This window comes from Coprococcus aceti, assembly GCF_025567285.1.
In the GTDB taxonomy this organism is placed as follows: domain Bacteria; phylum Bacillota; class Clostridia; order Lachnospirales; family Lachnospiraceae; genus Coprococcus; species Coprococcus aceti.
Genome location: NZ_JAOQJT010000009.1, coordinates 92,112 through 115,553, shown reverse-complemented (window position 1 = coordinate 115,553; position 23,442 = coordinate 92,112). Strand labels below are relative to the sequence as shown.

11 protein-coding genes and 1 pseudogene are annotated in these 23,442 nt (G+C 41.5%); all 12 read left to right on the top strand.

Annotated features, from left to right (window positions below; genetic code table 11):
• Nucleotides 1–399: 399 nt before the first annotated feature.
• The 12 genes and pseudogenes from OCV54_RS11975 (at nucleotide 400) to OCV54_RS11920 (ending at nucleotide 23,436) form a co-directional block, all read left to right on the top strand.
• On the top strand, nucleotides 400–648 hold the full coding sequence (locus OCV54_RS11975; RefSeq protein WP_055224208.1) for a hypothetical protein: 249 nt from the start codon (nucleotides 400–402) through the stop codon (nucleotides 646–648).
• A 693-nt stretch (nucleotides 649–1,341) separates the two neighbouring features.
• On the top strand, nucleotides 1,342–1,665 hold the full coding sequence (locus OCV54_RS11970; RefSeq protein WP_055224206.1) for a hypothetical protein: 324 nt from the start codon (nucleotides 1,342–1,344) through the stop codon (nucleotides 1,663–1,665).
• A gap of 130 nt (nucleotides 1,666–1,795) precedes the next feature.
• Nucleotides 1,796–2,767 (top strand): GH25 family lysozyme, encoded by a 972-nt coding sequence (locus OCV54_RS11965; RefSeq protein ID WP_055224204.1) that lies wholly within the window; start codon nucleotides 1,796–1,798, stop codon nucleotides 2,765–2,767.
• 177 nt (nucleotides 2,768–2,944) lie between these two features.
• Nucleotides 2,945–3,643, top strand: coding sequence for a zinc metallopeptidase (locus OCV54_RS11960; RefSeq protein WP_015533113.1), 699 nt, complete (start codon nucleotides 2,945–2,947; stop codon nucleotides 3,641–3,643).
• Between the two features lie 187 nt (nucleotides 3,644–3,830).
• The gene (locus OCV54_RS11955; protein ID WP_156327929.1) at nucleotides 3,831–12,134 is read left to right on the top strand and encodes a leucine-rich repeat protein; all 8,304 of its coding nucleotides are present in this window, start codon (nucleotides 3,831–3,833) and stop codon (nucleotides 12,132–12,134) included.
• Nucleotides 12,135–12,290: 156 nt separating this feature from the next.
• A complete protein-coding gene (locus OCV54_RS11950; RefSeq protein ID WP_055224201.1) occupies nucleotides 12,291–14,435 on the top strand; it encodes an ATP-dependent helicase in 2,145 nt (714 codons plus the stop codon).
• Between the two features lie 334 nt (nucleotides 14,436–14,769).
• Nucleotides 14,770–15,123, top strand: coding sequence for a hypothetical protein (locus OCV54_RS11945; RefSeq protein ID WP_055224198.1), 354 nt, complete (start codon nucleotides 14,770–14,772; stop codon nucleotides 15,121–15,123).
• Nucleotides 15,124–15,153: 30 nt separating this feature from the next.
• Nucleotides 15,154–16,728, top strand: coding sequence for a type I restriction-modification system subunit M (locus tag OCV54_RS11940; protein WP_055224196.1), 1,575 nt, complete (start codon nucleotides 15,154–15,156; stop codon nucleotides 16,726–16,728).
• Nucleotides 16,725–17,399 (top strand): hypothetical protein, encoded by a 675-nt coding sequence (locus tag OCV54_RS11935; RefSeq protein ID WP_055224193.1) that lies wholly within the window; start codon nucleotides 16,725–16,727, stop codon nucleotides 17,397–17,399. The genes OCV54_RS11940 and OCV54_RS11935 overlap by 4 nt, the downstream gene beginning before the upstream one ends.
• On the top strand, nucleotides 17,396–19,267 hold the full coding sequence (locus OCV54_RS11930; protein WP_070099142.1) for a restriction endonuclease subunit S: 1,872 nt from the start codon (nucleotides 17,396–17,398) through the stop codon (nucleotides 19,265–19,267). The genes OCV54_RS11935 and OCV54_RS11930 overlap by 4 nt, the downstream gene beginning before the upstream one ends.
• A gap of 3 nt (nucleotides 19,268–19,270) precedes the next feature.
• A pseudogene (locus OCV54_RS11925) lies at nucleotides 19,271–20,260 on the top strand (DUF4238 domain-containing protein).
• Complete coding sequence (locus OCV54_RS11920) at nucleotides 20,242–23,436, top strand: type I restriction endonuclease subunit R (protein ID WP_055224189.1); 3,195 nt, start codon at nucleotides 20,242–20,244, stop codon at nucleotides 23,434–23,436. The pseudogene OCV54_RS11925 and the gene OCV54_RS11920 overlap by 19 nt, the downstream one beginning before the upstream one ends.
• Nucleotides 23,437–23,442 lie beyond the last annotated feature (6 nt).

Below are 23,442 nucleotides of genomic sequence, written 5' to 3'. Positions count from 1 at the left end.
TTTTCGCACAATTCATTTATCGTTAATTCAGATCATGGTAATGTCGATGAGCGTGAGTGAGTGGTTTAGGTAATATGCGAAAACTAACAGGCTGGGATATATGAAGATGGAGATTTTACATTTCCAACAGATTTTTTACATTATTATCAAAAATACGATATTGGAATACCAGAAGAATATGAAAAGTATATTAGTTCAAAGCTGATGGATGAAAACGCTCCGTAATAGCAGGGTGTTTTATTCACAAGGATAAATAGCTATATTTCACAAATGAAACAAATGTGGAATAATTTTGTATAGGAAAGCTTGTGGGAATATAGTTGGTAATGCAGAGAAAGACGGATTGATTTGCTATAGAAATTGGTAGATGTGATTGTCAAAAAAGAAAGGTTATGTGCTATGGTAACTTTAAATAAGTTAAGAAGAATAGATAATATAATATCAGCAGAGTATTTTCCAGAAGATGATAAAAAAGATATTGGCAAGATTGTCTATGATATAGACAAAGGAGAAATAGTGAAATTTGAATATTGTAAAAGAGATAAAGATTCCTTTCTAAAGTCATATTTAAAAAAAGCTGTAAAGGCTATTGAGAAGTGTGTCGAAAAAGATGATTACCCAGAAACGGTAGTATATGCCTGGTATTAAATGCCAATATTTTATATGTTGATTTTGATGAAGTTATAAATATATTATGAAAAATGTTAGCTTGGCATAAGTTGTTTAAAGATAGCAGAATATAGCGATAAAATTGTTCTTGTGGTAATTGACTATAGTGACAATAAAGATGATAAGCACAAGCATAGTTGTGTAATTGAAAGAATATAATGATTAGATGTTACAAATATTAAATGGTAATCTTAGAATTTTATTCTTTTGACAAACGTCAAAAATATTGTATAATATACTTAACAAGACAGCCGAGCGATAGATACGTCCTATCCGTCCGGCAAAAACCATTTTAAGATGAAACACCTCATAGCTTAGTCGGCTGAGGTGTTTTTCTTATTTTCTATGATTCAGAATTGTCACAATAAGTATCGCAACGGTTAATATAACCATGAATTCCTCATATGTACTCATAAGGCACCACTCCCTTCCAAGACTCGAACGGATATGGTGTAACACCCCTCGGCTGCCCGGTTAAATACATTATTCTATTTTCATACAGAAGTAATTTTGATATATATACATTTTGGAGATTCCTATATAACGTAAAACACCTCGCATTAACGCGAGGTTGGATTAAAAAAGAGATTTAAGAACACAATAATATTTTATAACCACATACCACCTTCCGGAATACATTAAACTATATCATGGACAAGGAGGTGAATACGCATGGACAGATTCGCAGTATATCTTGTAGTTGTTGCGGTACTTTGCACTTTGATATCGGTAATAACGGAATTTACGAAAGAGGTAGGAGTGCTGAAGAAGATCCCTACCTCTTTTCAGGTTCTGATCACCAGTGTCATTGTGTGTGAGGTGGGACTTTTTGTTGGACTATCATTTTATCACATAGCATTTGTGTGGTATTATCCTGTGGCTGCGTTTTTCGGGGCATTTGTCATTGCGATTATATGTAGCCGGGGATGGGACTACCTGATATCGATATTCAAGCGGTTTTACAATGGCGGAGATAAGGAAAAGTGGCATGAATAAAGGCGTCATGACAGTGGCACATGTAATACGAGACAGATAAGTATAAGTTCGGAATAATGATCCTAAGATTGTCTCCTGATTCAATGTCTGGAATATTATATACAGACAAAAGAATTCAGGAGACAATTTTATGGCTTCTAATAAGGTTCCATTAAAGGGCTACATGGATGGTATAGATATATCAGCGTGGCAGGATACTATAGATATAACCAAGGTGCCTTGTGACTTTGTGATAGTGAAAGCTACGGAGGGCACGGACTACAAGAACAGGTATTTTGCAAAGCACTGTGACCAGGCGATGAAAGCGGGAAAACTCCTGGGGGCATTCCATTATGCAAATGGTGGCGATCCCCACAGTGAGGCTGAGTATTTCATAGCATACAGTAAGAAATATGTGGGCAAGGCGATACTTGTCCTTGACTGGGAGGGGCGGAATAATCCTCAGTTTGGCAGAAGTGACAGAGCGTGGTGCAAAGAGTGGTGTGATCATGTATACAGAAAAACCGGTGTTAAGCCCCTGATCTATATCCAGAAGAGCGCCATGGACAATGTAAAGGGCCTGGGATACAGGCTGTGGGTTGCACAGTATCCTGATTACGAGCGGACGGGATATCAGGAGCATCCATGGAATGAAGGTCAATACGAATGTGATATCAGACAGTACACATCCGTTGGAAGACTTCCGGGTTACGATGGCAATCTCGATCTGAATAAGTCATATATAGACAAGACGACATGGAAAAAATATGCCGCAAAAAAGACTGGTGGTTCACAGGAGAAAGATACTGGCAGTAACAGCGGAAAAAGTAATAATAAAAAGAAAAGCATAGAATTGATCGCAAAGGAAGTCATAGCCGGAAAATGGGGGAACGGCGATGACCGGAAGAGCAGACTGAAAAAGGCAGGATATGATTACAATAAGGTTCAGGCGAAGGTAAATGCAGTGGTCAAGGCTTCGCAGAAGAAATCGATAGATGTGATAGCCAGAGAGGTCATAGCCGGCGACTGGGGAAATGGCGATGACAGAAAGAACAGGCTGAAGAAGGCAGGGTATGATCATGTCAAGGTGCAGAATAAGGTAAATGAGATGCTTGGCAGATAGCTGCAGGTAAATGACATAAGAAAAATGGCAGGAGAACGAAGTATAAAATTAGTTCCGGCAAAAATGAAATTTATATGAAGTATCATCCATACCTGTTGACGAAGCGCAATATATACTATAGGATAGTGGAAAACAAAAGCCCCCGTCAGGGATACATGAAAGGGAAAGGTGATATATATGCCATATTATGGATTTTATTTTGACCCAACATATCTGTTGGTTCTCATAGGCGTGGTGCTCTGCATGATAGCATCGGCAAGAGTCAAGACCACATACAAGAAGTATGAGAAGGTGGGATCGCGGTCAGGCTACACAGCGGACCAGGTCGCATACATGATACTCAGGAATGCGGGGATAACGGATGTGTCAATACATCACATCTCAGGAGATCTGACTGATAATTACAATCCTAAGGAGCATACGCTCAATCTGTCGGACAGCGTGTATGGTTCCAGATCCATCGCAGCGATAGGCGTGGCAGCCCATGAGTGCGGACATGCCATACAGCATGCAAATGCATATGCACCGCTCACCATCAGGTCAGCCATCATTCCAGCGGCAAATATAGGCTCAGCCATATCATGGCCGCTCATACTTATAGGACTTCTCATTCCGAGGGTTGATTACCTTATAACACTCGGAATCATACTGTTCTCACTGGTTGTTGTCCTACAGTTTGTGACACTTCCGGTGGAGTTCAATGCATCGAGAAGAGCAATGGCGATACTGGAGGGCAGCGGATATCTCTATCCGGATGAACTCAAGGGTGCAAGAAGTGTACTCACAGCGGCAGCTATGACATATGTGGCAGCCATGGTATCAGCATCACTTCAGTTGCTCAGACTTGTATTATTGTTTGGCAACAGGAGAAGATAGCGGAATTATAACAGAAAATATAAAAATGCATAAAAAAGTCTTGTGAATTTGTTGATAGTATTTGCAACTTTGCTATGGTAAAATGGTTAAAGTGGCAAAAATCTACATATTTGCAAGACTTTTTCTGTTATTGTGCACAATTATAACAGGAAAGTCTGCATAACAATTAATTAAGGGAGGGTAATTGATGAGGAAGAGAAGGCTACGAGGAGGTATAACGGCCTTGTCGGTGCTTGCTGCTATTGGCATGGCATCGGGAATAACGGCATTTGCGGCGGATGACACACAGTCTGAAGCTGTGGATACGGGAAAGGGACTGGAGTATGTATATGAGTCGTCAGGCTCTACACCATCAGGTGTCACGCTCAACGGCAATTCGGTAATCATAAAGCAGTCGCCGAATTCCACTGACAGCGAGCAGTTATTCAATATTTACAATGACAAAGACAGGGATGGAATCCTTGATGAGGGCGAGGAAGCTTTCACATTGGATGGAAGCACGGACATACAATATGGCAATATATATGGAATCTATCATGGTAAGGGCAGTTCGCCGATCTCCATAACCATAGACGGTGCTGAACTGCCTGCTGTATATGGAGCATTTGAGAGCACTGTTGAGACTCCGGAGAACATGACTGCGGTAACTATCAGTGTGAAGGGCGACGCGGCAGTTGAAAGTCTGTATGGACTTTTCAGGACATATTGTACAGGTGGCGTATTGATAGACACGGAAGAGTCCGTGACAATAAAGTCGCTCTATGGTCTAAGATCTTCGACCATGGATGGAGACATCACGGAGAATATCAATTACAACTGTGATGGCAACACATTTGTCACACTGGCTACAGATGGATATTACACAGGAAAGGCTTATACGATAAATGGCGATGCAGTGTTCAATATGAACGGTGCCGGCATCAGTTCCGTGTATATTGTGCAGAACGGAGCTGTGCTCAGCAAGACACTGACGGCCAAGGTGACTGACTCCAAGGTAGACAATCTGTGCGGAGTTTCCCAGAGCGCAAAGGTTGATGGTGACGTGAGCCTTACATTTGACGGAATATCAGCCGTAAAGGATGGAAGCAGTGCCAGTGTATATGGTGCGTCAAGTGCGGCTATCCTTGGAAATCTGGACCTTAAGCTGAAAAGCCAGTCTGGATCAGAGATGTCTGTGTATGGCACCAATAATACAAATATAAAGGGAAATGTAAATGTCAGCGTTGATGGCTCAGGAGCAAAGTTCAACACCATATATGGAATGTATGGCGGTATGCTGGGCGGAAGGGCTGATATAGATATAAAGAACTGCGCTGCCGGTTACACAACATGTGGCATGAATTCGGTTTCGTTCAGTCAGACTCAGCCGGAGGAAGAAGGGACATATACGTATACTGTGAACATGGAGAATATCACTGGCGCCAGCGGCAGGGTATATGGAATTTCAAATTGTTCCGGTATCACTTCTGCCAGCGTTGTAATGAAGGCTGTGGCAACAACAGATACATTAAATGGCATGTATCTGAGCACAGGTGTAAAAGGTGATATAAAGGCAGAACTTTACAACTGTAATGCAGCCTATGTAAATGCTCTGGAGCTGTCAAATGTGACGGTAAATGGTTCTGTAGATGCCATAGTTTCGGGCTGCAGCATTACGAGATCTTTGAATGTAGAGCAGGGCGGAAGCATCAGTAAGGATCTTAACATAAGCGTCAGCAACGTTATCAGCAGTTCAGCACGGTTTGTATACGGCGGTAGCTGTCTGGGGAATATGACGGTCAATGTGGATGGCATGAATGATGAATCCATAGTAGACGAAAATGGTGATCCGCTTGTGAACTCGTATGAATACGCGGGCAGCGACATGTTTACCATGATGGGCAACTTTGCACTGGCAGGGGAACTCAAGGCGGATATAGCAAAGATACATTTTGCAAAATGTGGACTCGCCGGAGGTGATTACAGTTGCGGAAATATCGGAACAAAGGTTGACATAACGTTGTCAGACAGCAGTATAAATGGACTGGCGGGAAATAATATTTTCTATCTGGCAAATGAGAGCTATTCCGGTTCAACCGAGAATACAGTTCCTGTTGATATAAAGATCAACAACACAGATTTTACAAATGCAGACGGAATAAGCTTCCAGATGTATATAGGTAATAACAAGGATGCAAAAGTTACATTTGATGACAAGTGCAGTATGCCGGAGAAGTATTATATGGCTCCAAGCATGAATACCACCGGCTCATCTGTTATAACCTATGGACAGAATATATATTATGGCGGACAGAATCTTGTGATAGACAAGGATGTAACTGCTGACAATATTTACTTTGGTAACTTCACAGAGAACGGAAGCCAGGGCAATGCCGTGATCGTTATCAACAAGGGGGTAACGTTAACTGCAAAAGAGGGTATATATGCAGCAGGCGGTTCAAATATACTCCACAGTGGAATCCTCAAGGGAACATTTAAGGCGACTGATGGGTATCTGCCAAATATATTCTCAAAGGGGGGTGTAATAGAGGACTCGGCTGTAGGGGATGTTGCAAATGTAAATTATTCATTAGATGTTGTGTCCAACGAGAAGGCCGCAACGTACACCATGACAGGCAAGACGTCACAGTATATTGATCCTGATGGTACATATGTCAAGGGCGGCGCAGATGTCAAGATAACACCGACCGTGAACAAGGGATATATTCTTGACAAGGTGACCTTCAGAGGTCAGAGCGACACAGCGGAAAATTCAGCGGTTGAATCAAATGGCGTGTACACGTTCAGCATGCCAAATGAGCCTTGTACAGTGACGATCGTAACGACAGGAAAGCAGATCGTGGTATCCAAGACAACTGTTGACCCTTCAGCACTGCTTGGAAAAGAATACACAGCAGCCTCACCTCTCTATGACATGGCAGATCTTGTCATATCAAACGACGCAAGAGAGGGCGAGGTCACATACGAGATAGACGAGACAAATGGTCTTCCTGAGGGACTCACATTGATCGATGGCAAGATCGTCGGAACGGCAAGTAAGCTTTATGAAGACGGAAAAAATGTCATAGTCCATGTGACAGGAAGAAACGGTTCAAAGGCACAGCTCTCATTGAACGTGATCGTCTCAAATGAGGAGAAGAAGCAGGACAACCAGGATGGCCGAATCGTAGTTGACGAGGATGAGAAGACTATATGTCTCAACGGAACATCAGTGGTCATCCAGGCAAAGGACGACACAGAGACAGAGATATACGTGGACGACAATCAGGATGGACAGGCAGATGGCAAGACACCTCTGTACACCGGAGATCTGTCGGAGTACACGATAACAGGTGTCGAGGACAACGCCATAAGACGAAACATCAGGATCACCATGACGGGGGGAAATGTAAAAGCAATATACGGTGCAAAGGATTCAGAGCTTTCATATGAAGGCGGCGATGCGGTGAGTATAAATATCCGTGGTGGTAAGGCAGCAACTATGTATGTTCTGTCGAATTCAACCGTGGATGGAACCATCGCATATGAGATCGCAGAGAACACTGTAGATAAGGGCGGATTTGCAGCGGATACAACATCAAAATATACCGGTGCATTCATGAGAAACAGCAAGGATATCGTAACTATCAGAGGAACCTATGTTGTGAATAAGAAACTCACGGCAAAGGCTCTGATAATCTATGACAGTGCGGCAGTTGATGTAAATGCTCCGGTTGAGGTAACGGATTATGTGTCACTGAATGAGAGATCATCCGCAGTATTTAACGATACGCTGACCGCTGACCGGCTTGGTTATTCAAAGTATGCCAAGGCAGTTGTGAATGGAGATACGAAGCTTGCGGCTCTCAATATGACACAGTATGACACGACACTCACAATAGGCGAGGATGCGCTGTTTGATGTGGGCAAGGTCAATATGACATCAGGCTGGGCAAGAGTATATCAGAAGGGTACGCTCAAGTGTCCTTCAGACCAGTTCAGCAACACAGGTGTGTGGGTGGCAGCAGGAAAATTTGCAGATGATATAGATGCCAGCGGCTGGACAGGAGTGTATTACAGCTATGCAGGCGGCTCAACAAACATGGACAACACATCAGCAAAATTGGCTGCACAGTCATATGTAGTTGAATATGAGAATGTCAAATATGTTGCCTGCAAACAGGCGATTACAGTTAGCTATACCGATGTGCCGGGTTACACAGCCTATGTGTCGGCAAATGGCGGCGAGCCGGTACAGGGAAGCAACGGAAGTGCAAAGGTGACAGGCCCGGATTCATCTATGTCTATTGTAGTGGATTATGTGGCAGACCAGATAGACATCAGTAAGGAATACGCAGATCCGACTCTGGCGGCGGAGACCAAGTACACAGCGGCTTCACCAGCGTACGATCTCACGATCCTCAAGGTTACAGGAGATACCACAAAGGATTATGGAACTGACATGCAGTACAGACTGAAGAGCGGTTCGACACTTCCATCAGGACTTGTGCTTGAGTCGGGTAAGATAACAGGAACAGCCAAGAATGCAGGTGAAAGCACAGTAACATTTGTCATAACAGGACGAAATGGAACATCGGTTGATTTCCCAGTGGTATTCAAGGTACTGCCGGCAGGCACGGAGATACCTGATATCAACAAGCTTGGTGTATCTGTGAACACAGAGGATAAGACCATTGATCTTGGTGGAAATTCGGCAGTGATAATAGTTGATCCATCGGACAGCAGCAAGAGCTCAGTATATCTGGATGCTGATCACAACGGAGTGGCAGACGACAACAGACCACTTAGAATAGATGGAGAGGTTACATATGATCTGTCAGGCTACAGCATATCAGGCTATACGGACACAGCAAATAAATACACCGGTGACATATCGGTGACACTCAGAAGCGGAAATGTCGGCAATATATGTGCTGCGGGTTCAACTGACAGCAAGGCAGACCGAGTGACGATAGATGGAAATGTAACCATGACGATCATGGACGGTTATGTGTCAGGCACTGTAGCTGCGGCAGGAAACGCTGATGTCAAGACAGTGACCTTCACGGCAGAGGACGGAAGAGCAGGAAGCGTGGTATACGGTGCGTACAATACAAATGCGGAGAAGGTAGACTTCACATTTGCAAAGTCTGCACAGATGTACACACCGGAATCAACAAAGTCTGAGAATATGTATGTTACATCAGGTGGATCAGTATCAGGTGATGTGGATGTAAGAGTTGGTATAACTGATCATTACAATACATTTATATACGGTGCGGATTATATGAACAAGCGCTCATACTTCAATGGAGTGTCGGGAACAGTCGTATCCGGAAATGTGAACTGTGTGGTTGAGGGAAGATGGTGTGCTGAGAAATGCAACAACTTTGTCCAGCAGTCAGATGTAAAGGGAGATCTGTATGCCGAGATAAAGTCAGGAGAACTCAGAAAAAATGACGTCAACAATGAGCATAGCAAGGCATTGGTATTTAACTATGGTTACAGCATTGGAAATATATACGTTGAGGCAGGAACAGAGGGCGCTGTCACAGGTGACTTTGTACTTGCGGCAGGCGGTAAGGTCGGCAAGGTAGAGTATGTAGACGAGAATGCAAAGTCCACAGCGACTGTAAAGGGCACCGCTGACAATTACCAGGTTGAGAGTCTGGGTTCACTGTATATGTCTCTCGCCGGCAAATTAACTATAGGCGGAGACTACACACTTGACAGAGAGGTGGAGGTAAAACAGCTTGAGATCCTCAAGGATTCAAAGCTGACCATCGCCGAGGGCGCAGCTCTTACAAATACGTCGACAGCGACAGTTACCGGTGATGTTGAGAACCTTGGCACATGGAATGTGGACGGCGCTCTGACTATGACAGGATCACTGGTCAACAGAGGTGCATGGAATCTGAAAGGAAATGTTCAGGCTTCAGCAACAGTAGATAACTACGGGGATATCACAGCAGCAAATAGTGAGAGGATCACCTTGAATACAAATGCAAAGCTCATCAACAGAGCTGATGCACAGTTTACATTTGGCAACCTCACAAACAGTGCAATGATCGTAAACTATGGTAATATGAAGCAGCTTGCATATACGTCAAGTCTTGGAAGCGGAAGCATACTCACCACAGTGATCCCGGATATGGTGTACGCACTGAAAAATTACAGCGTCATTTTCTACAAGCTGGATGTGGATTATCCAGAATACTGCTTCAAGGATGGCGATGCAAAGATAGAGAAGAGCTCATCGGCAACAAGATGTCAGAAGAAGTCAGGTGTTGACGGTGACGATGCACTCTATATACAGGGTGGCAAGTCGTTCTACATCACAATAGACGGTGAGCCGATAGATGGAATGGCGGTGGATTCAGTTGTATTTGGACCGGATGACACAGTCATGACTACAAGTAACAACCGTCTCTGGAGCGGCGTCATGACATATGAGCCGGCAACAGTTACGGTAAATATGGCAAAGCAGGAGGCCGTAAATATAACTCTCGCAAAGACAGAGGATACAGTTAAGGCGCAGGTTGGAAAGACAACCACAAAGGATGAGCCATTATATGATCTGACAGCCATAGAGATCCAGAATGATGAAGCGGTGGACAACGGATATGTGTCATACTCCCTTGCAAAGGGACAGACACTTCCGGCAGGACTTGTGATATACGATGGAAAGGTATATGGAACACCAAAGACTGCAAGTGCTGAGGCACAGACAGTCAAGTTCACGGTGAGAGGACAGAATCAGACAGTGGCTGAGTTCACACTGATCATATCCAGCGTGGAGAAGGGAATACCTTCATTTACTACAGGAAAGGCGGTCGACGCATATGCCGGCAAGACCCTTGCGGATGTGGAGCTTCCAACATCGACAGCAGGAAAGTACATGTGGGCAGATGGAACACAGCAGGTAGGCAAGGCCGGAACAAGCGAGACCTACGATGCATACTTTGTTCCAGACGACACAGCAAACTATGACTGGAGCAAGATCGATGCAGCAGAGGGAACATATGAGGAACTGGAAGACGGAAGTGTGAGAATTGCAGTGAAGCTTTCAGTGTATGTGAGAAAGCAGGATCCTGTATTTACAGTTCCGGAGAATGTCACAGCTACATACGGAGACACTGTTGGCAAGATACTCCTGCCTGAGACAGCAGGTGGAATGTTCATCTGGGAGAATGCAGATGAATCTGTGGGAGAGGTTGGAACAAAGACTTTCCTTGCAACATTTGTACCTGAAGATGAGGATGTATACGCGAGAGCAGAGCATGTGGAGATAACTGTTCAGATTCTTCCTGCAAATGCAGTATTTACTCAGGCGATAGATTCACTGAGTGCTAAGGAGAATATGACTCTTGCAGACATAGAGATTCCAGAGCGCGAGGATGGAGTATACACATGGTATACAGACAGAACGACAAAGGTTGAGGATGGCAATACATACAAGCTTTGCTTCAAGCCTGCAGACACAGTAAATTATGACTGGACATCAGTTACAGGATGGAACAGGGCTTACAATGGAGTTGTATTCAATGTAAAGATCACCGTCGAGAAAGAGCTGGAGCAGCATGTACACGATTACGGCAATAAGTACAAGAGCGACAGCAGATCTCACTGGTATCAGTGCTCATGTGGAGAGAAGTCAGGCCTGGCAAACCACACATGGGACAAGGGAGCGATAACGACCAAGCCTACAGACACAGCGGCAGGTAAGAAGACATTTACCTGTACCAAGTGTGGGTACAAGCGTTATGAGTCAGTAGCTGCCCTTGGAATAGACATAGGAAATTCCAAGAACAATGTGGTCGTAAGCGGTATAGAAAAGAATGGATATACATACACAGGATCACCTATCACTGTTAAATCGCTTGCGCTCAGGAGAGGCAAAACAACACTGAAGAATGGTGTGGATTACACCGTACAGTACAAGAACAACAAGAATATCGGTACAGCGACAGTAAAGATCACTGGTAAGGGTAATTACAGAGGCTCCGTCAGCAAGACATTTGCTATCAAGGCTGGCAAGGGCAAGATATATAAAGTTGCGCAGAAGGGCGTGCCTGGCTATCTGAAATATAAGGTGACAAATGCCGCTTCAAATGGCAAGGGAACAGTGACACTTGTTGGAAGTACAAGCAAGAAGAGCGACAAGAAGTTCAAGTCACTCACGGTTGCATCCAGTGTCAAGATCGGTGGAGTGAACTTCAATGTTACGGCTGTAGGAGCGAAAGCATTTACAGGACGCAAATATCTCACCACGGTTGTGATCGGAGGAAACGTTAAGACCATAGGAGGTGCAGCATTCAGCAAGTGTGGAAAGCTTGGAAAAGTTACCATAAAGTCTACAAGGATAACGACTATCGGTAAGAATGCTTTCCAGGGTGTCAAGAGCAATGTGAAGATATATCTTCCTAAGAAGAAATATGACGCATATGCAAAGAAGCTCAAGGTGAAGGGAATGAACACTCCTAAGAAAGCGGTTTACAAAAAGTCAAAATAAATGAAATGTGTTGATGCATTGGCGGGACAGTCACAGGTTATGTGGCTGTCCTGTTTTTTATGTGAAGATCGTTCTGGTGTAAAACCATGAGTGTAGTGACAGGAAAGATATAATCTGCTATACTGAACATATGTTTGTGAATATATGGAGGACTGTATGGATAATTTTATAGATGAACTGAATGAACAGCAAAAGGAGGCAGTGACCACCACAGAAGGGTATGTGCGCATAATTGCGGGAGCGGGAACCGGCAAGACAAAGGCGCTCACATACAGGTATGCGTATCTGGTGGACGAGCTTGGAATATCCACATCGAATATACTGTGTGTCACATTTACAAATAAAGCGGCGAGGGAGATGAGCAAACGTATCAGACAGATGATCGGGGACAGTGATACGGGATACATCTGCACATTTCACGGCTTCTGTGTGAAGCTTCTGAGGGAGGATATCCATGCCATCAATTATCCCCAGAACTTTGTGGTGATGGACAGCGAGGACACGGAGGATATACTCAAAACGGTGTACGAGAATGCCCATATACAGTCGAGAACATATACATTTGACATGGCGAGGGATCACATATCGACTATGAAGAACGAGATGCAGCATATCACATATTTGGCGGACATAAGCAACGACAGACTGCTGGCGGATTATGAGAAGGCTTCAGACATACCTGAAAAAGTATTTCTGGGATACCTGTACGAACAGAAGAAGGTGTATGGACTTGACTATGATGATCTCATAACCATTGCGCTCCACATCCTCAGAACCGATGCGGAGAAATGCCGCAAATGGCAGGAACGCATGATGTATGTCATGGTGGACGAGTTTCAGGATGTCAGCGGTAACCAGTATGCGCTGGCAGAGATACTCAGCGGTTATCACAGGAATCTGTTCATCGTGGGCGATCCGGATCAGACCATATATACGTGGCGCGGGGCAAGGATAGAGTACATACTGGAATTCGACAAGAACCATGAGAATACACAGACCATATTCCTCGACACGAATTATCGTTCAACTCCTGACATACTGGCGGTGTCCAACTCACTGATCGAGAAAAACAGGAACAGACTGCCCCACAGGCTTGTGGCTGTGAAGCCGTCTGAGGCACGCCCTCTGTACGTACATTCCAGGACCACCGGGGATGAAGCCCAGTGGGTGACAAATGAGATAAAAAGACTGGTTGAGGCGGGCACAAAGTACAGTGATATAGCCGTTTTGTACAGGTCACATTTCGTATCGAGAAGCATAGAGGAAGCATTTATCAAGACAAAGATCCCGTATGTCCTCTACAGTGGAACGGAGTTCTACAAACGCAAGGAGATAAAGGATGTGCTGGCATATCTCAGGATGGTGGCATACGCGGATGATCTGTCATTCCGCAGGGTGATAAATGAACCAAAGCGGAACTTTGGCAAAAAGAGAATGTCGATGCTGAAGTCGTACTGTGAGACTCACAGATGCTCACTGTACAGCGGTCTTCAGGATCTTCTGGAGGAGAAGACTGTTAAGTCGACAGGTGCTTCAGCCTTTGTCGATATCATAGAAAACTTCAGGAAGACATACAAGGAGAAAAGTCTGTCTGATCTTGTGATGGAGCTCATGGCCGCCACGGGCTACGAGGCGATGCTCAGACAGGCGGGCGAACAGGAAAGGCTGGACAACCTGGCAGAGCTGAAGCAGTCGATAGACGAATATGAGAAGACCTCCGGTGAGGAGAATACGCTGGAGGAATATCTGCAGAGCATAGCTCTCTACACGAACAATGACAGGGAGAAGGACAAGGATTCTGTGACGATGATGACCATACACACCGCAAAGGGTCTGGAGTTCCCATATGTGTTCGTGTGCGGTGTAAATGAAGGCATATTCCCAAGCAAGCACGTGGACACTGAGGCGATGCTCGAGGAGGAACGACGCATGGCATACGTGGCGTGCACCAGAGCGGAGCGCGGCCTGTACATCAGCGATGCAGAAGGCCTGAATTATGATGATTCATTTAGATATCCTTCTAGATTCATATTCAACATAGACCGGGAAGCCATCGGTTACGTGAACGAGCTCCCGCAGCGCCTTGTCGACGACACCAAGAACTACATAGCCGCAAATGAAAGCCGCTATATGCCGCTGGACACCGAGCTAAAGCCCGGCGACCGGGTGAGACATAAGGTGTTCGGCGAGGGCACTATAACCGGTATCAGGGGAGATATAGGGTGCTATGTGGTTAAGTTTGATAGGGTGGAGACGGAGAGGAACTTGAAGATTGGGGTGGGGCTGGAAAAACTCGGTTAATGAAATAGACATGGGCAGACCACTAGAATGTGGGCTGTCCTTTTCACTTTGTTTGGTGAGGAAAAAACAGTACAGCAAATGGAGTAGAATTGTATAAAAGGTTTTTTAGAAGGCGGTATGGTAAAAGGATGGTTAAGATTGTTAATTATGTGGAAACAATGGCATAAGTAGTCGGAAAAAAGAGGAAGAGCAGTTTTACATATAGAAAGATATATTGTAAAATATAAAAAGGTGTATGCAAAACGAAAGGACATAAAAACTATAACATTTGTAAAACTAAAATATAAACTGTAATAAAAGCTTGTATTTTATATAAATCATAAAGGAGGTAAAAATGTATTATTTGGTTCATACAGTGAGTGTGATAATTAGACAGTTTTTTGTATCAAACCCATTTGAAAATGCAGCCATAGAAGTACCATTTGGTCCAGTTTTTTTCAACATGATAATAGGGGCAGCGCTTGTGCTAATTACATATATGGTTGTAGGGATATTTTATAAAAGAAGAAGTTCACCAGCAGTAGGTAGTATGTTATTTCTCTTGTTTTATTTAGTACATAATGGGTTATTGGTATTGATGTCGAAAGCCGAATTTAATAAAATTCTAATTGGAATTATATTAGTGGCATATATGGCAGTTCTTACTATTTCAAAAAAGGTAGTAACGCGTATAACATGTGATATTTAATATAAAAAGATAAAACGCAGGAGAGATTAGATGATAGACACCAAAAAAGAACAGGAACGAGATGAACTTCATCGCGCCATCTGGGCGATAGCAGATGAATTACGTGGAGCTGTGGACGGATGGGATTTCAAGAATTATGTATTAGGAACGATGTTCTATAGATATATTTCTGAAAACCTTTGTAATTACATAAATGAGGGCGAGGCAAAGGCTGGTAATGCAGACTTTGATTTTGCTGTGATGCCTGATGAAGATGCAGAAGAGGCTAGAGAAGGTTTGGTAGAAGAAAAGGGATTCTTCATACTTCCAAGTGAGCTGTTCTGCAATGTCAGAGCAAGGGCAGCGGAAGACGAAAATCTGAATGAGACACTTGAAAACGTATTCAGGCATATAGAGGATTCAGCAAAGGGCAGTGAGGCAGAGAATGATTTTGCAGGACTCTTTGATGATTTCGATGTTAATAGTAATAAGCTTGGTTCTACTGTTGCCAAGAGAAATGAGAAACTTGTAAAGCTCCTCGATGGAGTGGGAGATATGAATCTTGGCGATGTGAAAGATCATTCTATAGATGCATTTGGCGATGCGTATGAGTATCTCATGACTATGTATGCGTCGAATGCAGGTAAATCTGGCGGTGAGTTCTTCACGCCTGCGGATGTGTCTGAACTTCTTACAAGGCTTGGAACAGTAGGCAAGACCGAAATAAATAAGGTATATGATCCTGCTTGCGGATCTGGTTCATTGCTGCTTAAGGCGGAAAAAGTTCTTGGCAGGGATGCAATCAGAAATGGATTCTACGGACAGGAAATAAATATAACTACATATAACCTGTGCCGTATAAATATGTTCCTTCATGATGTTGGATTTGATAAGTTTGATATAGCCTGCGAGGATACACTTACCAGTCCGCAACATTGGGATGATGAGCCATTTGAACTTATAGTGTCTAATCCACCGTATTCAATAAAATGGGCTGGAGACGAGAATCCACTTCTTATAAATGATCCAAGATTTTCTCCTGCGGGAGTATTGGCTCCTAAGAGCAAGGCGGATATGGCATTTATAATGCATAGTTTGGCATGGCTTGCATCAAATGGAACTGCAGCGATAGTATGCTTTCCAGGCATTATGTATCGTGGCGGCGCAGAGCAGAAGATCAGAAAATATCTTGTAGATAATAACTATGTGGATTGCATCATACAGTTGCCAAACAATCTGTTCTTTGGAACTCCAATAGCAACGTGCATTATGGTTATGAAGAAGAATAAGACAGACAATAAGACCTTATTTATAGATGCAACCAAGGAGTGTGTCAAGGTTACAAACAACAATAAACTGACACCAGAGAATATAGATAGAATTGTAGAGACATTTACAAAACGAGAGGATGTTCAGCATTTTGCGCATTTGGCTACATATGAAGAGGTATCTACAAATGACTATAATTTGTCTGTGTCAACATATGTTGAGGCTGAGGATACGAGGGAGAAGATTGACATTGTAAAGCTCAATGCTGAGATAAAAGAGATCGTTGCTCGTGAACAGGTACTTCGTGATGAAATTGATAAGATTATTGCAGAAATAGAAAATGGTAAAAATGAATGAAAAACAAATCAAAAAGCAACATTGGAGAGCATGAAAAATATAGATATGAAGAATGTTATGCAAAGATTTTGTTAGAGAGAGTATATCCTGAGATTTATACAGATTTGTCAATTCTTGATAAACCCGATTTACAGAATGAGGTATTACAAGTAGGTGTAGAAGTAACGAGTGCTGTACCAAGTTCTTTAAGAGAGGTTAAGGCATGTTGGATAAAGGCAAACAATACAAATGATATGAAGATAAAAAGTAAATATGTTAAAAGAATGGAACAGCTAGGATATAAATACACAGGAGGCATGCAGAACTGGCTTAAAGAGGATATAGAACAATTGTATGAGGAGACTTCTTTGGTGGATTTAGAGATTTCAATAAGAAGTAAGATGAAAAAAAAGGATAGAGGTGGGTACAAAGAATTAAAAAATATGGATTTATATATTGATGCAATGTTTTCGTTTTTTTCAATTAATGATGATGATTTATATGAATTGGTGAAAAATGTTAATGTTGGTAAAAATCATTTTAGAAAGATAATTATAAATGTTATAGAAGATAATGAAATTGTTATGATAGATACGGATGAAGAAAAATACAGTGTGATTTCTTATGATAGCAGACAATATGAATATGCACTTGCTGCTTTAGATATGATAAAGAAAGAGGATGCAGAATGAGTAAACTGAGTCGACTACTGAATGAACTGTGCCCAGAAGGCGTTGAATATAAAACACTAGGAGAGATAGCGAGTATAAGTAGAGGAGGAAATTTTCAAAAGAAACATTATGTTTCAAATGGAATTCCCTGTATACATTATGGACAGATATATACGAAATATAATTTGTTTGTTAATGAGGCAGATAGTTATATAGAGTCTGAAGTTGCAAAGAAACAAAAATTTGCGGAATCGGGAGACATTATAATGGCAATAACCAGCGAGAATGTCGAAGATGTATGTAAGTGTATCGCATGGTTGGGAAATGATAAAGTAGCTGTAAGTGGGCACACTGCCATAATACATCACAATCAAAATCCCAAATACTTAGTGTACTATTTGAGTAGCCAAATGTTTCAGGATCAAAAGAGAAAAATGGCTCATGGAACGAAAGTTATAGAAGTATCACCAGCGAAACTGAACGAAGTGAAGGTCGCCGTACCTCCTCTGGAGGTACAACGTGAAATAGTCCATATTTTGGACTCTTTCACGTTACTTACAGCCGAGCTTACAGCCGAGCTTACAGCCGAGCTTACAGCTCGTAAGAAACAGTATGAATTTTATCAGAATAAATTATTAAAATTTGATAATAAAGTTAAGATAGTTAATTTATCGGATATTGCAGATATTGGGACTGGTAGTAGTAATACAAATGAAAGCATTGATGATGGTAGATATCCTTTTTATGTCAGATCCCAGGAACCGTTGAGAAAGAATGATTATGAGTTTGATGAAACTGCAATAATTACGGCAGGAGACGGAGTAGGAGTAGGTAAAGTTTTTCATTATGTTGAAGGGAAATATGCATTACATCAAAGGGCATATAGAATACATATTAATAGTCCGGAAGTGTTGCCAAGATATTATTTTCATTATATGAGGACGACATTTTTATCATATATTCAAAAATCTATGTTTCAAAGTTCTGTTGCGTCAATCAGGAGACCAATGTTAAATGCGTTTCCAGTGCCAATACCATCATTGGATGTTCAACAAAGATTAGTTAATGTATTAGATAATTTTGAAACGATTTGTTCTGATTTGAGCATTGGTTTACCAGCAGAAATCGAGGCACGAAAGAAACAATATGAGTATTATAGAGATGTACTGTTGACATTTGCAGAGACAGGGAAGACAATCCTAACAGACAGACAGACAGACAGACAGACAGACAGACAGACAGACAGACAGACAGACAGACAGACAGACAGACAGACAGAGTTAAATATAATTAAGCTTGTGCAGTATGTATTTGGATATGCAATAGTTAGGCTTGATTATATTGCCAATTTCAGAAATGGAAAAGGTCATGAAAAAAATATTGTGGCAGATGGAAAATATATTGTTGTAAATTCTAAGTTTATTTCCACTGATGGGCAAGTAAAAAAATATTCAAATGAGCAGATTTGTCCATTATATGTAAACGATGTTTTAATGGTTATGAGTGATTTGCCAAGCGGTCGTGCGTTGGCTAAATGTTATTTAGTTGACGAGGATGATAAATACACTCTTAATCAGAGAATTGGAGCATTTATGGTAAGGAAAACGGAGCTGGTTACTACAAAATATTTGTATTATATGTTAAACCGCAATCCACAGTTGCTGAAATATGATAACGGAGCAGATCAGACAAATTTGAGGAAAGCAGATATTTTAAATATTTCAATTGCTATTCCAACGATCAGGGAGCAGAAAAGAATAACGGAAATTCTTGACCGTTTTGACACCCTGTGCAATGATTTGTCCACAGGACTTCCAGCAGAGATCGAAGCACGCCAGAAACAATATGAATATTACAGAGACAAGCTTTTATCATTTAAGGAGTTGTGATATATGCCCAACGGTTTTAATAGGACAAGGAGACAGCATTATGTTCCACAGGTGTATTTGAGAGGCTTTGCACCACAATACTTAAACAAATGTAGTGAAAATAGTAAAAATTCAAAACCTAAATATGGTGTGTTTTATTATGACTTACAAGAAAGAACACAAAGCAATATAGCGGTACCAACAAATTCTGTTTGCTTTTAAAATGACTTGTATGAGGTTACGGGTAAGAGTGGCGAAATAGTCTATGATAATCGGTTGGAGAATTGTTTTAGTATATTAGAAAGAAGATATGCAGAACTTAGAACAAATATTGAAAAGAAGGCATTTGTCAAAGATAATTATAAGACAAAGTGTTTTCTAACACGCGATGAGAAGATGCACTTTATTGGTTACATAACGGTTCAGTTACTTAGAACACCGCATTTTCTGAATAGTGCTTTTGATGTGGCCAAGAAGATTGATTGCGATGGTAAAACTGATAGACAATTAATGAATTTAGTACGTTTAACATGTTTACTTTTTTTATGCTCAAATCAGGAAAATGTTGAACAAGATAAAAGTTCAGGTGTGATAAGAGATTCACAAATGAGGGTACTAAATGCTATTATGGGACCTATGTTTGGTATGTCGTTTATGATAGGTGTTGATAATGAAGCGATGCTGATAACGACAGATAATCCTGTATATATGGTGCATTCAAACAGAGACTATATTATAGATGATGAATATATCGAAAATGATGAGATCATATTTCCAATTACAGCCAGCTTGTGTTTGATTATGTTTGGTGGAGAAAATAAGGACAAGTATCATAAGAATTGTTTATTTGAGATAACGGATGAATGGAGAAAACATATATTTGTGGCAATGTGTTGTACTACAGATAAAAAGATATTTTCAAATCACAAGTTTGATAAAGATGAACTAAAAATCATAGATGAAGTACTTAAAGATGAGGCAAAGGGGGATACAGAGTGTCATATTTTAACATAGTAGCGGAGACATCGGAGAATACAGTTGTTACAGAATATGAACCGGTAAAAAGACGTTCTGATAGTTATCAGAGCGAGGCAGAGTTGGAGCAGGAGTTTATAAGGATGCTCTGCGAGCAGGGGTATGAATATCTGCCATTACATACCGAGCGGGATATGATAAACAATCTTCGTGAGAGGCTGCAGGAACTCAACAATTACGAGTTCACAGATAAAGAGTGGACATATTTCTTCAATAATGATATTGCAAATCCAAACTTTAGTTTGCAGGATAAGACACGTAATATTCAGGAGGATTACAGAAAAGTTCTTAAGCGGGATGATGGCTCAACCAAGAATATTTCACTTATTGACAAGACCAATATCCACAATAATAGGTTGCAGGTTATAAATCAGTATGTGATGGGACTCCAGGATGGGGCAAAACATGATAACAGATATGATGTGACAGTTCTTGTCAATGGACTGCCACTTGTTCATGTTGAGCTTAAACGAAGGGGCGTTCAGATACGAGAGGCATTCAATCAGATCAATCGATATAAGAGAGATTCTTTCTGGGCAGGCAGTGGGCTTTTTGAGTATGTCCAGATCTTTGTAATTTCAAACGGAACAAATACCAAATATTATTCGAATAGCACGCGTGATAATGCCATAAGGGATGCTAAGGCTGGCAATACAAAACGCGGAAAAACAAGTAATAGCTTTGAATTTACCTGTTTCTGGGCAGATGCAAATAATAAAGTCATCCCAGATATGGTTGACTTTACAAAGACTTTCTTTGCAAAGCATACGTTGCTTAACATACTCACAAAGTATTGTATATTCACATCTGAAAACATACTCATGGTAATGCGTCCGTATCAGATAACGGCGACAGAGAGAATATTGAATAGAATAGAGATAGCTAATAACTATAAAAAGTATGGAAGTGTAGCTGGTGGAGGATATATTTGGCATACCACGGGATCAGGGAAAACACTCACATCTTTTAAGACTGCAAGATTGGCGTCACAGCTTTCGTATATAGATAAGGTTTTATTTGTTGTTGATCGTAAGGATCTGGATTATCAGACTATGAAGGAGTACGACAGATTCGAGAAGGGAGCTGCAAATAGTAACAGTTCTACACGTATCCTGAAGAGACAGCTTGAGGATAATAATGCTCACATAATAATCACAACTATTCAGAAACTGGCGACATTTATCAAGAAAAATCCTGGACATGAGGTTTATGACAAGCATGTGGTTATCATATTTGATGAATGTCATAGAAGTCAGTTTGGCGATATGCATACAGCAATAGTTAAAAATTTCAGAAAATATCATCTATTTGGATTTACGGGTACGCCGATATTTTCTGTTAATTCAGGAAAAGCAAAGAATCCAGAGTTTTTTACAACTGCTCAGACATTTGGAGATCAGTTGCATGCCTACACTATAGTTGATGCCATCAATGACAATAATGTGTTGCCGTTCAGAGTTGATTATATCAAGACAATGGATGTTGATGAAGAAATCACAGATGAGATGGTATGGGATATCAACCGTGAAAAAGCTATGATGGCGCCAAAGAGAATAGAGTTGGTCACAAAGTATATATTAGATCATTTTGATCAGAAGACCTATAGGGGAGATAAGACATACATATACAATACTCTGACGAATATACAGGAGGTTGCGTCTGCTGAGCGAGGCGCAGTTGAAGAAATAAAAAGGTCACAGAGACTTAGTGGATTTAATTCCATATTTGCAGTAGCCTCTGTTCCCATGGCAAAACTGTATTATCAGGAGTTCAAACGCCAGATGGAACTTGATCCGACAAAGCATTTGCGTATTGCTACAATCTTCAGCTACGCGGCAAATGAAGAGGAAGTGGATGGCCTGCTTGACGAGGAGAATCCAGAGGATACTACGGCACTTGATCAGACCGCAAGGGACTTCTTGGATGGGGCAATAGATGACTATAATAAAATGTTCCATACAAATTATTCAACCGACGGTGATAGATTCCAGAATTATTATAAGGATGTATCGCTTAGAATGAAGAATAAGGAGATAGATTTGTTGATTGTTGTAAATATGTTCCTGACGGGATTTGACGCAACAACACTGAATACCTTATGGGTTGATAAAAATCTGAAGATGCATGGTTTGATCCAGGCATTCAGCAGAACAAATCGTATATTAAATTCTATAAAGACATTTGGAAATATCGTCTGTTTTAGAAATCTTCAGAAGAGAGTGGACAGCGCAATATCACTGTTTGGTGATAAAAATGCAGGTGGAATAGTTCTTCTCCAGAGTTTCAAAGATTATTATTACGGCTATGAGTCGGTTGATGGCGAGCATATGCCAGGATATGTAGATATGGTAGAGGAGCTTAAGGAGAAATTTCCACTTATGGATCCACAAATAATAGGTGAGCAGAATCAGAAAGCCTTTATTGCGTTATTTGGTGCATTCCTGAGAATGAGAAATCTTCTGTTGTCATTTGATGAATACAAAGGAAATGAACTTATTTCTGAACGTGATTTGCAGGATTATCTTGGACGTTATCAGGATTTGCGCGATGAATGGAGACGCAAGAGAGAGAATAATGAAAGTACAGATATAACGGACGACATTGTATTTGAGGTTGAGCTTATAAAGCAAATAGAAATCAACATAGATTATATACTCATGCTTGTCAAAAAATATCATGATACACATTGTGAGGATAAGGAAGTCCTCATAACTATTAAGCGAGCAGTAGAGGCGAGTCCAGAACTCCGCAGCAAGAAAGCATTGATAGAAAGTTTCATTGCAGGAATCAATGATGTAGAGGATGTAATGGCTGAATGGCGGGAGTTTGTTGTAGAGCAGCGTGAAAATGATCTTGCTCAGCTCATATCCGAGGAGCGCTTGAATCCAGAGAACACGAGACGTTATATAGAAAATGCATTCCGCGATGGAGAAATCAGAACAGCCGGAACTGACATAGACAAGCTTATGCCACCAGTTTCAAGATTTGGTGGAAGTGGACGTGACAAGAAGAAACAGGCGGTCATAGAAAAACTGAAACAGTTCTTTGAGAAGTATTATGGTGTCGGTGGAGCTATGAGTATAGGTGGTACACAGAAGGTTATGTATGGTGAGAGACGCGGCGAGGTTGGTATGGTTGCAGAGGAGAAGGAATAGGAGACC

Coding starts and splice junctions, on each gene's coding strand:
- OCV54_RS11930 (WP_070099142.1), top strand. CDS start 17,396: ATGAGTAAACTGAGTCGACTACTGAATGAACTGTGCCCAGAAGGCGTT.
- OCV54_RS11955 (WP_156327929.1), top strand. CDS start 3,831: ATGAGGAAGAGAAGGCTACGAGGAGGTATAACGGCCTTGTCGGTGCTT.
- OCV54_RS11975 (WP_055224208.1), top strand. CDS start 400: ATGGTAACTTTAAATAAGTTAAGAAGAATAGATAATATAATATCAGCA.
- OCV54_RS11950 (WP_055224201.1), top strand. CDS start 12,291: ATGGATAATTTTATAGATGAACTGAATGAACAGCAAAAGGAGGCAGTG.
- OCV54_RS11940 (WP_055224196.1), top strand. CDS start 15,154: ATGATAGACACCAAAAAAGAACAGGAACGAGATGAACTTCATCGCGCC.
- OCV54_RS11960 (WP_015533113.1), top strand. CDS start 2,945: ATGCCATATTATGGATTTTATTTTGACCCAACATATCTGTTGGTTCTC.
- OCV54_RS11945 (WP_055224198.1), top strand. CDS start 14,770: ATGTATTATTTGGTTCATACAGTGAGTGTGATAATTAGACAGTTTTTT.
- OCV54_RS11935 (WP_055224193.1), top strand. CDS start 16,725: ATGAAAAACAAATCAAAAAGCAACATTGGAGAGCATGAAAAATATAGA.
- OCV54_RS11965 (WP_055224204.1), top strand. CDS start 1,796: ATGGCTTCTAATAAGGTTCCATTAAAGGGCTACATGGATGGTATAGAT.
- OCV54_RS11970 (WP_055224206.1), top strand. CDS start 1,342: ATGGACAGATTCGCAGTATATCTTGTAGTTGTTGCGGTACTTTGCACT.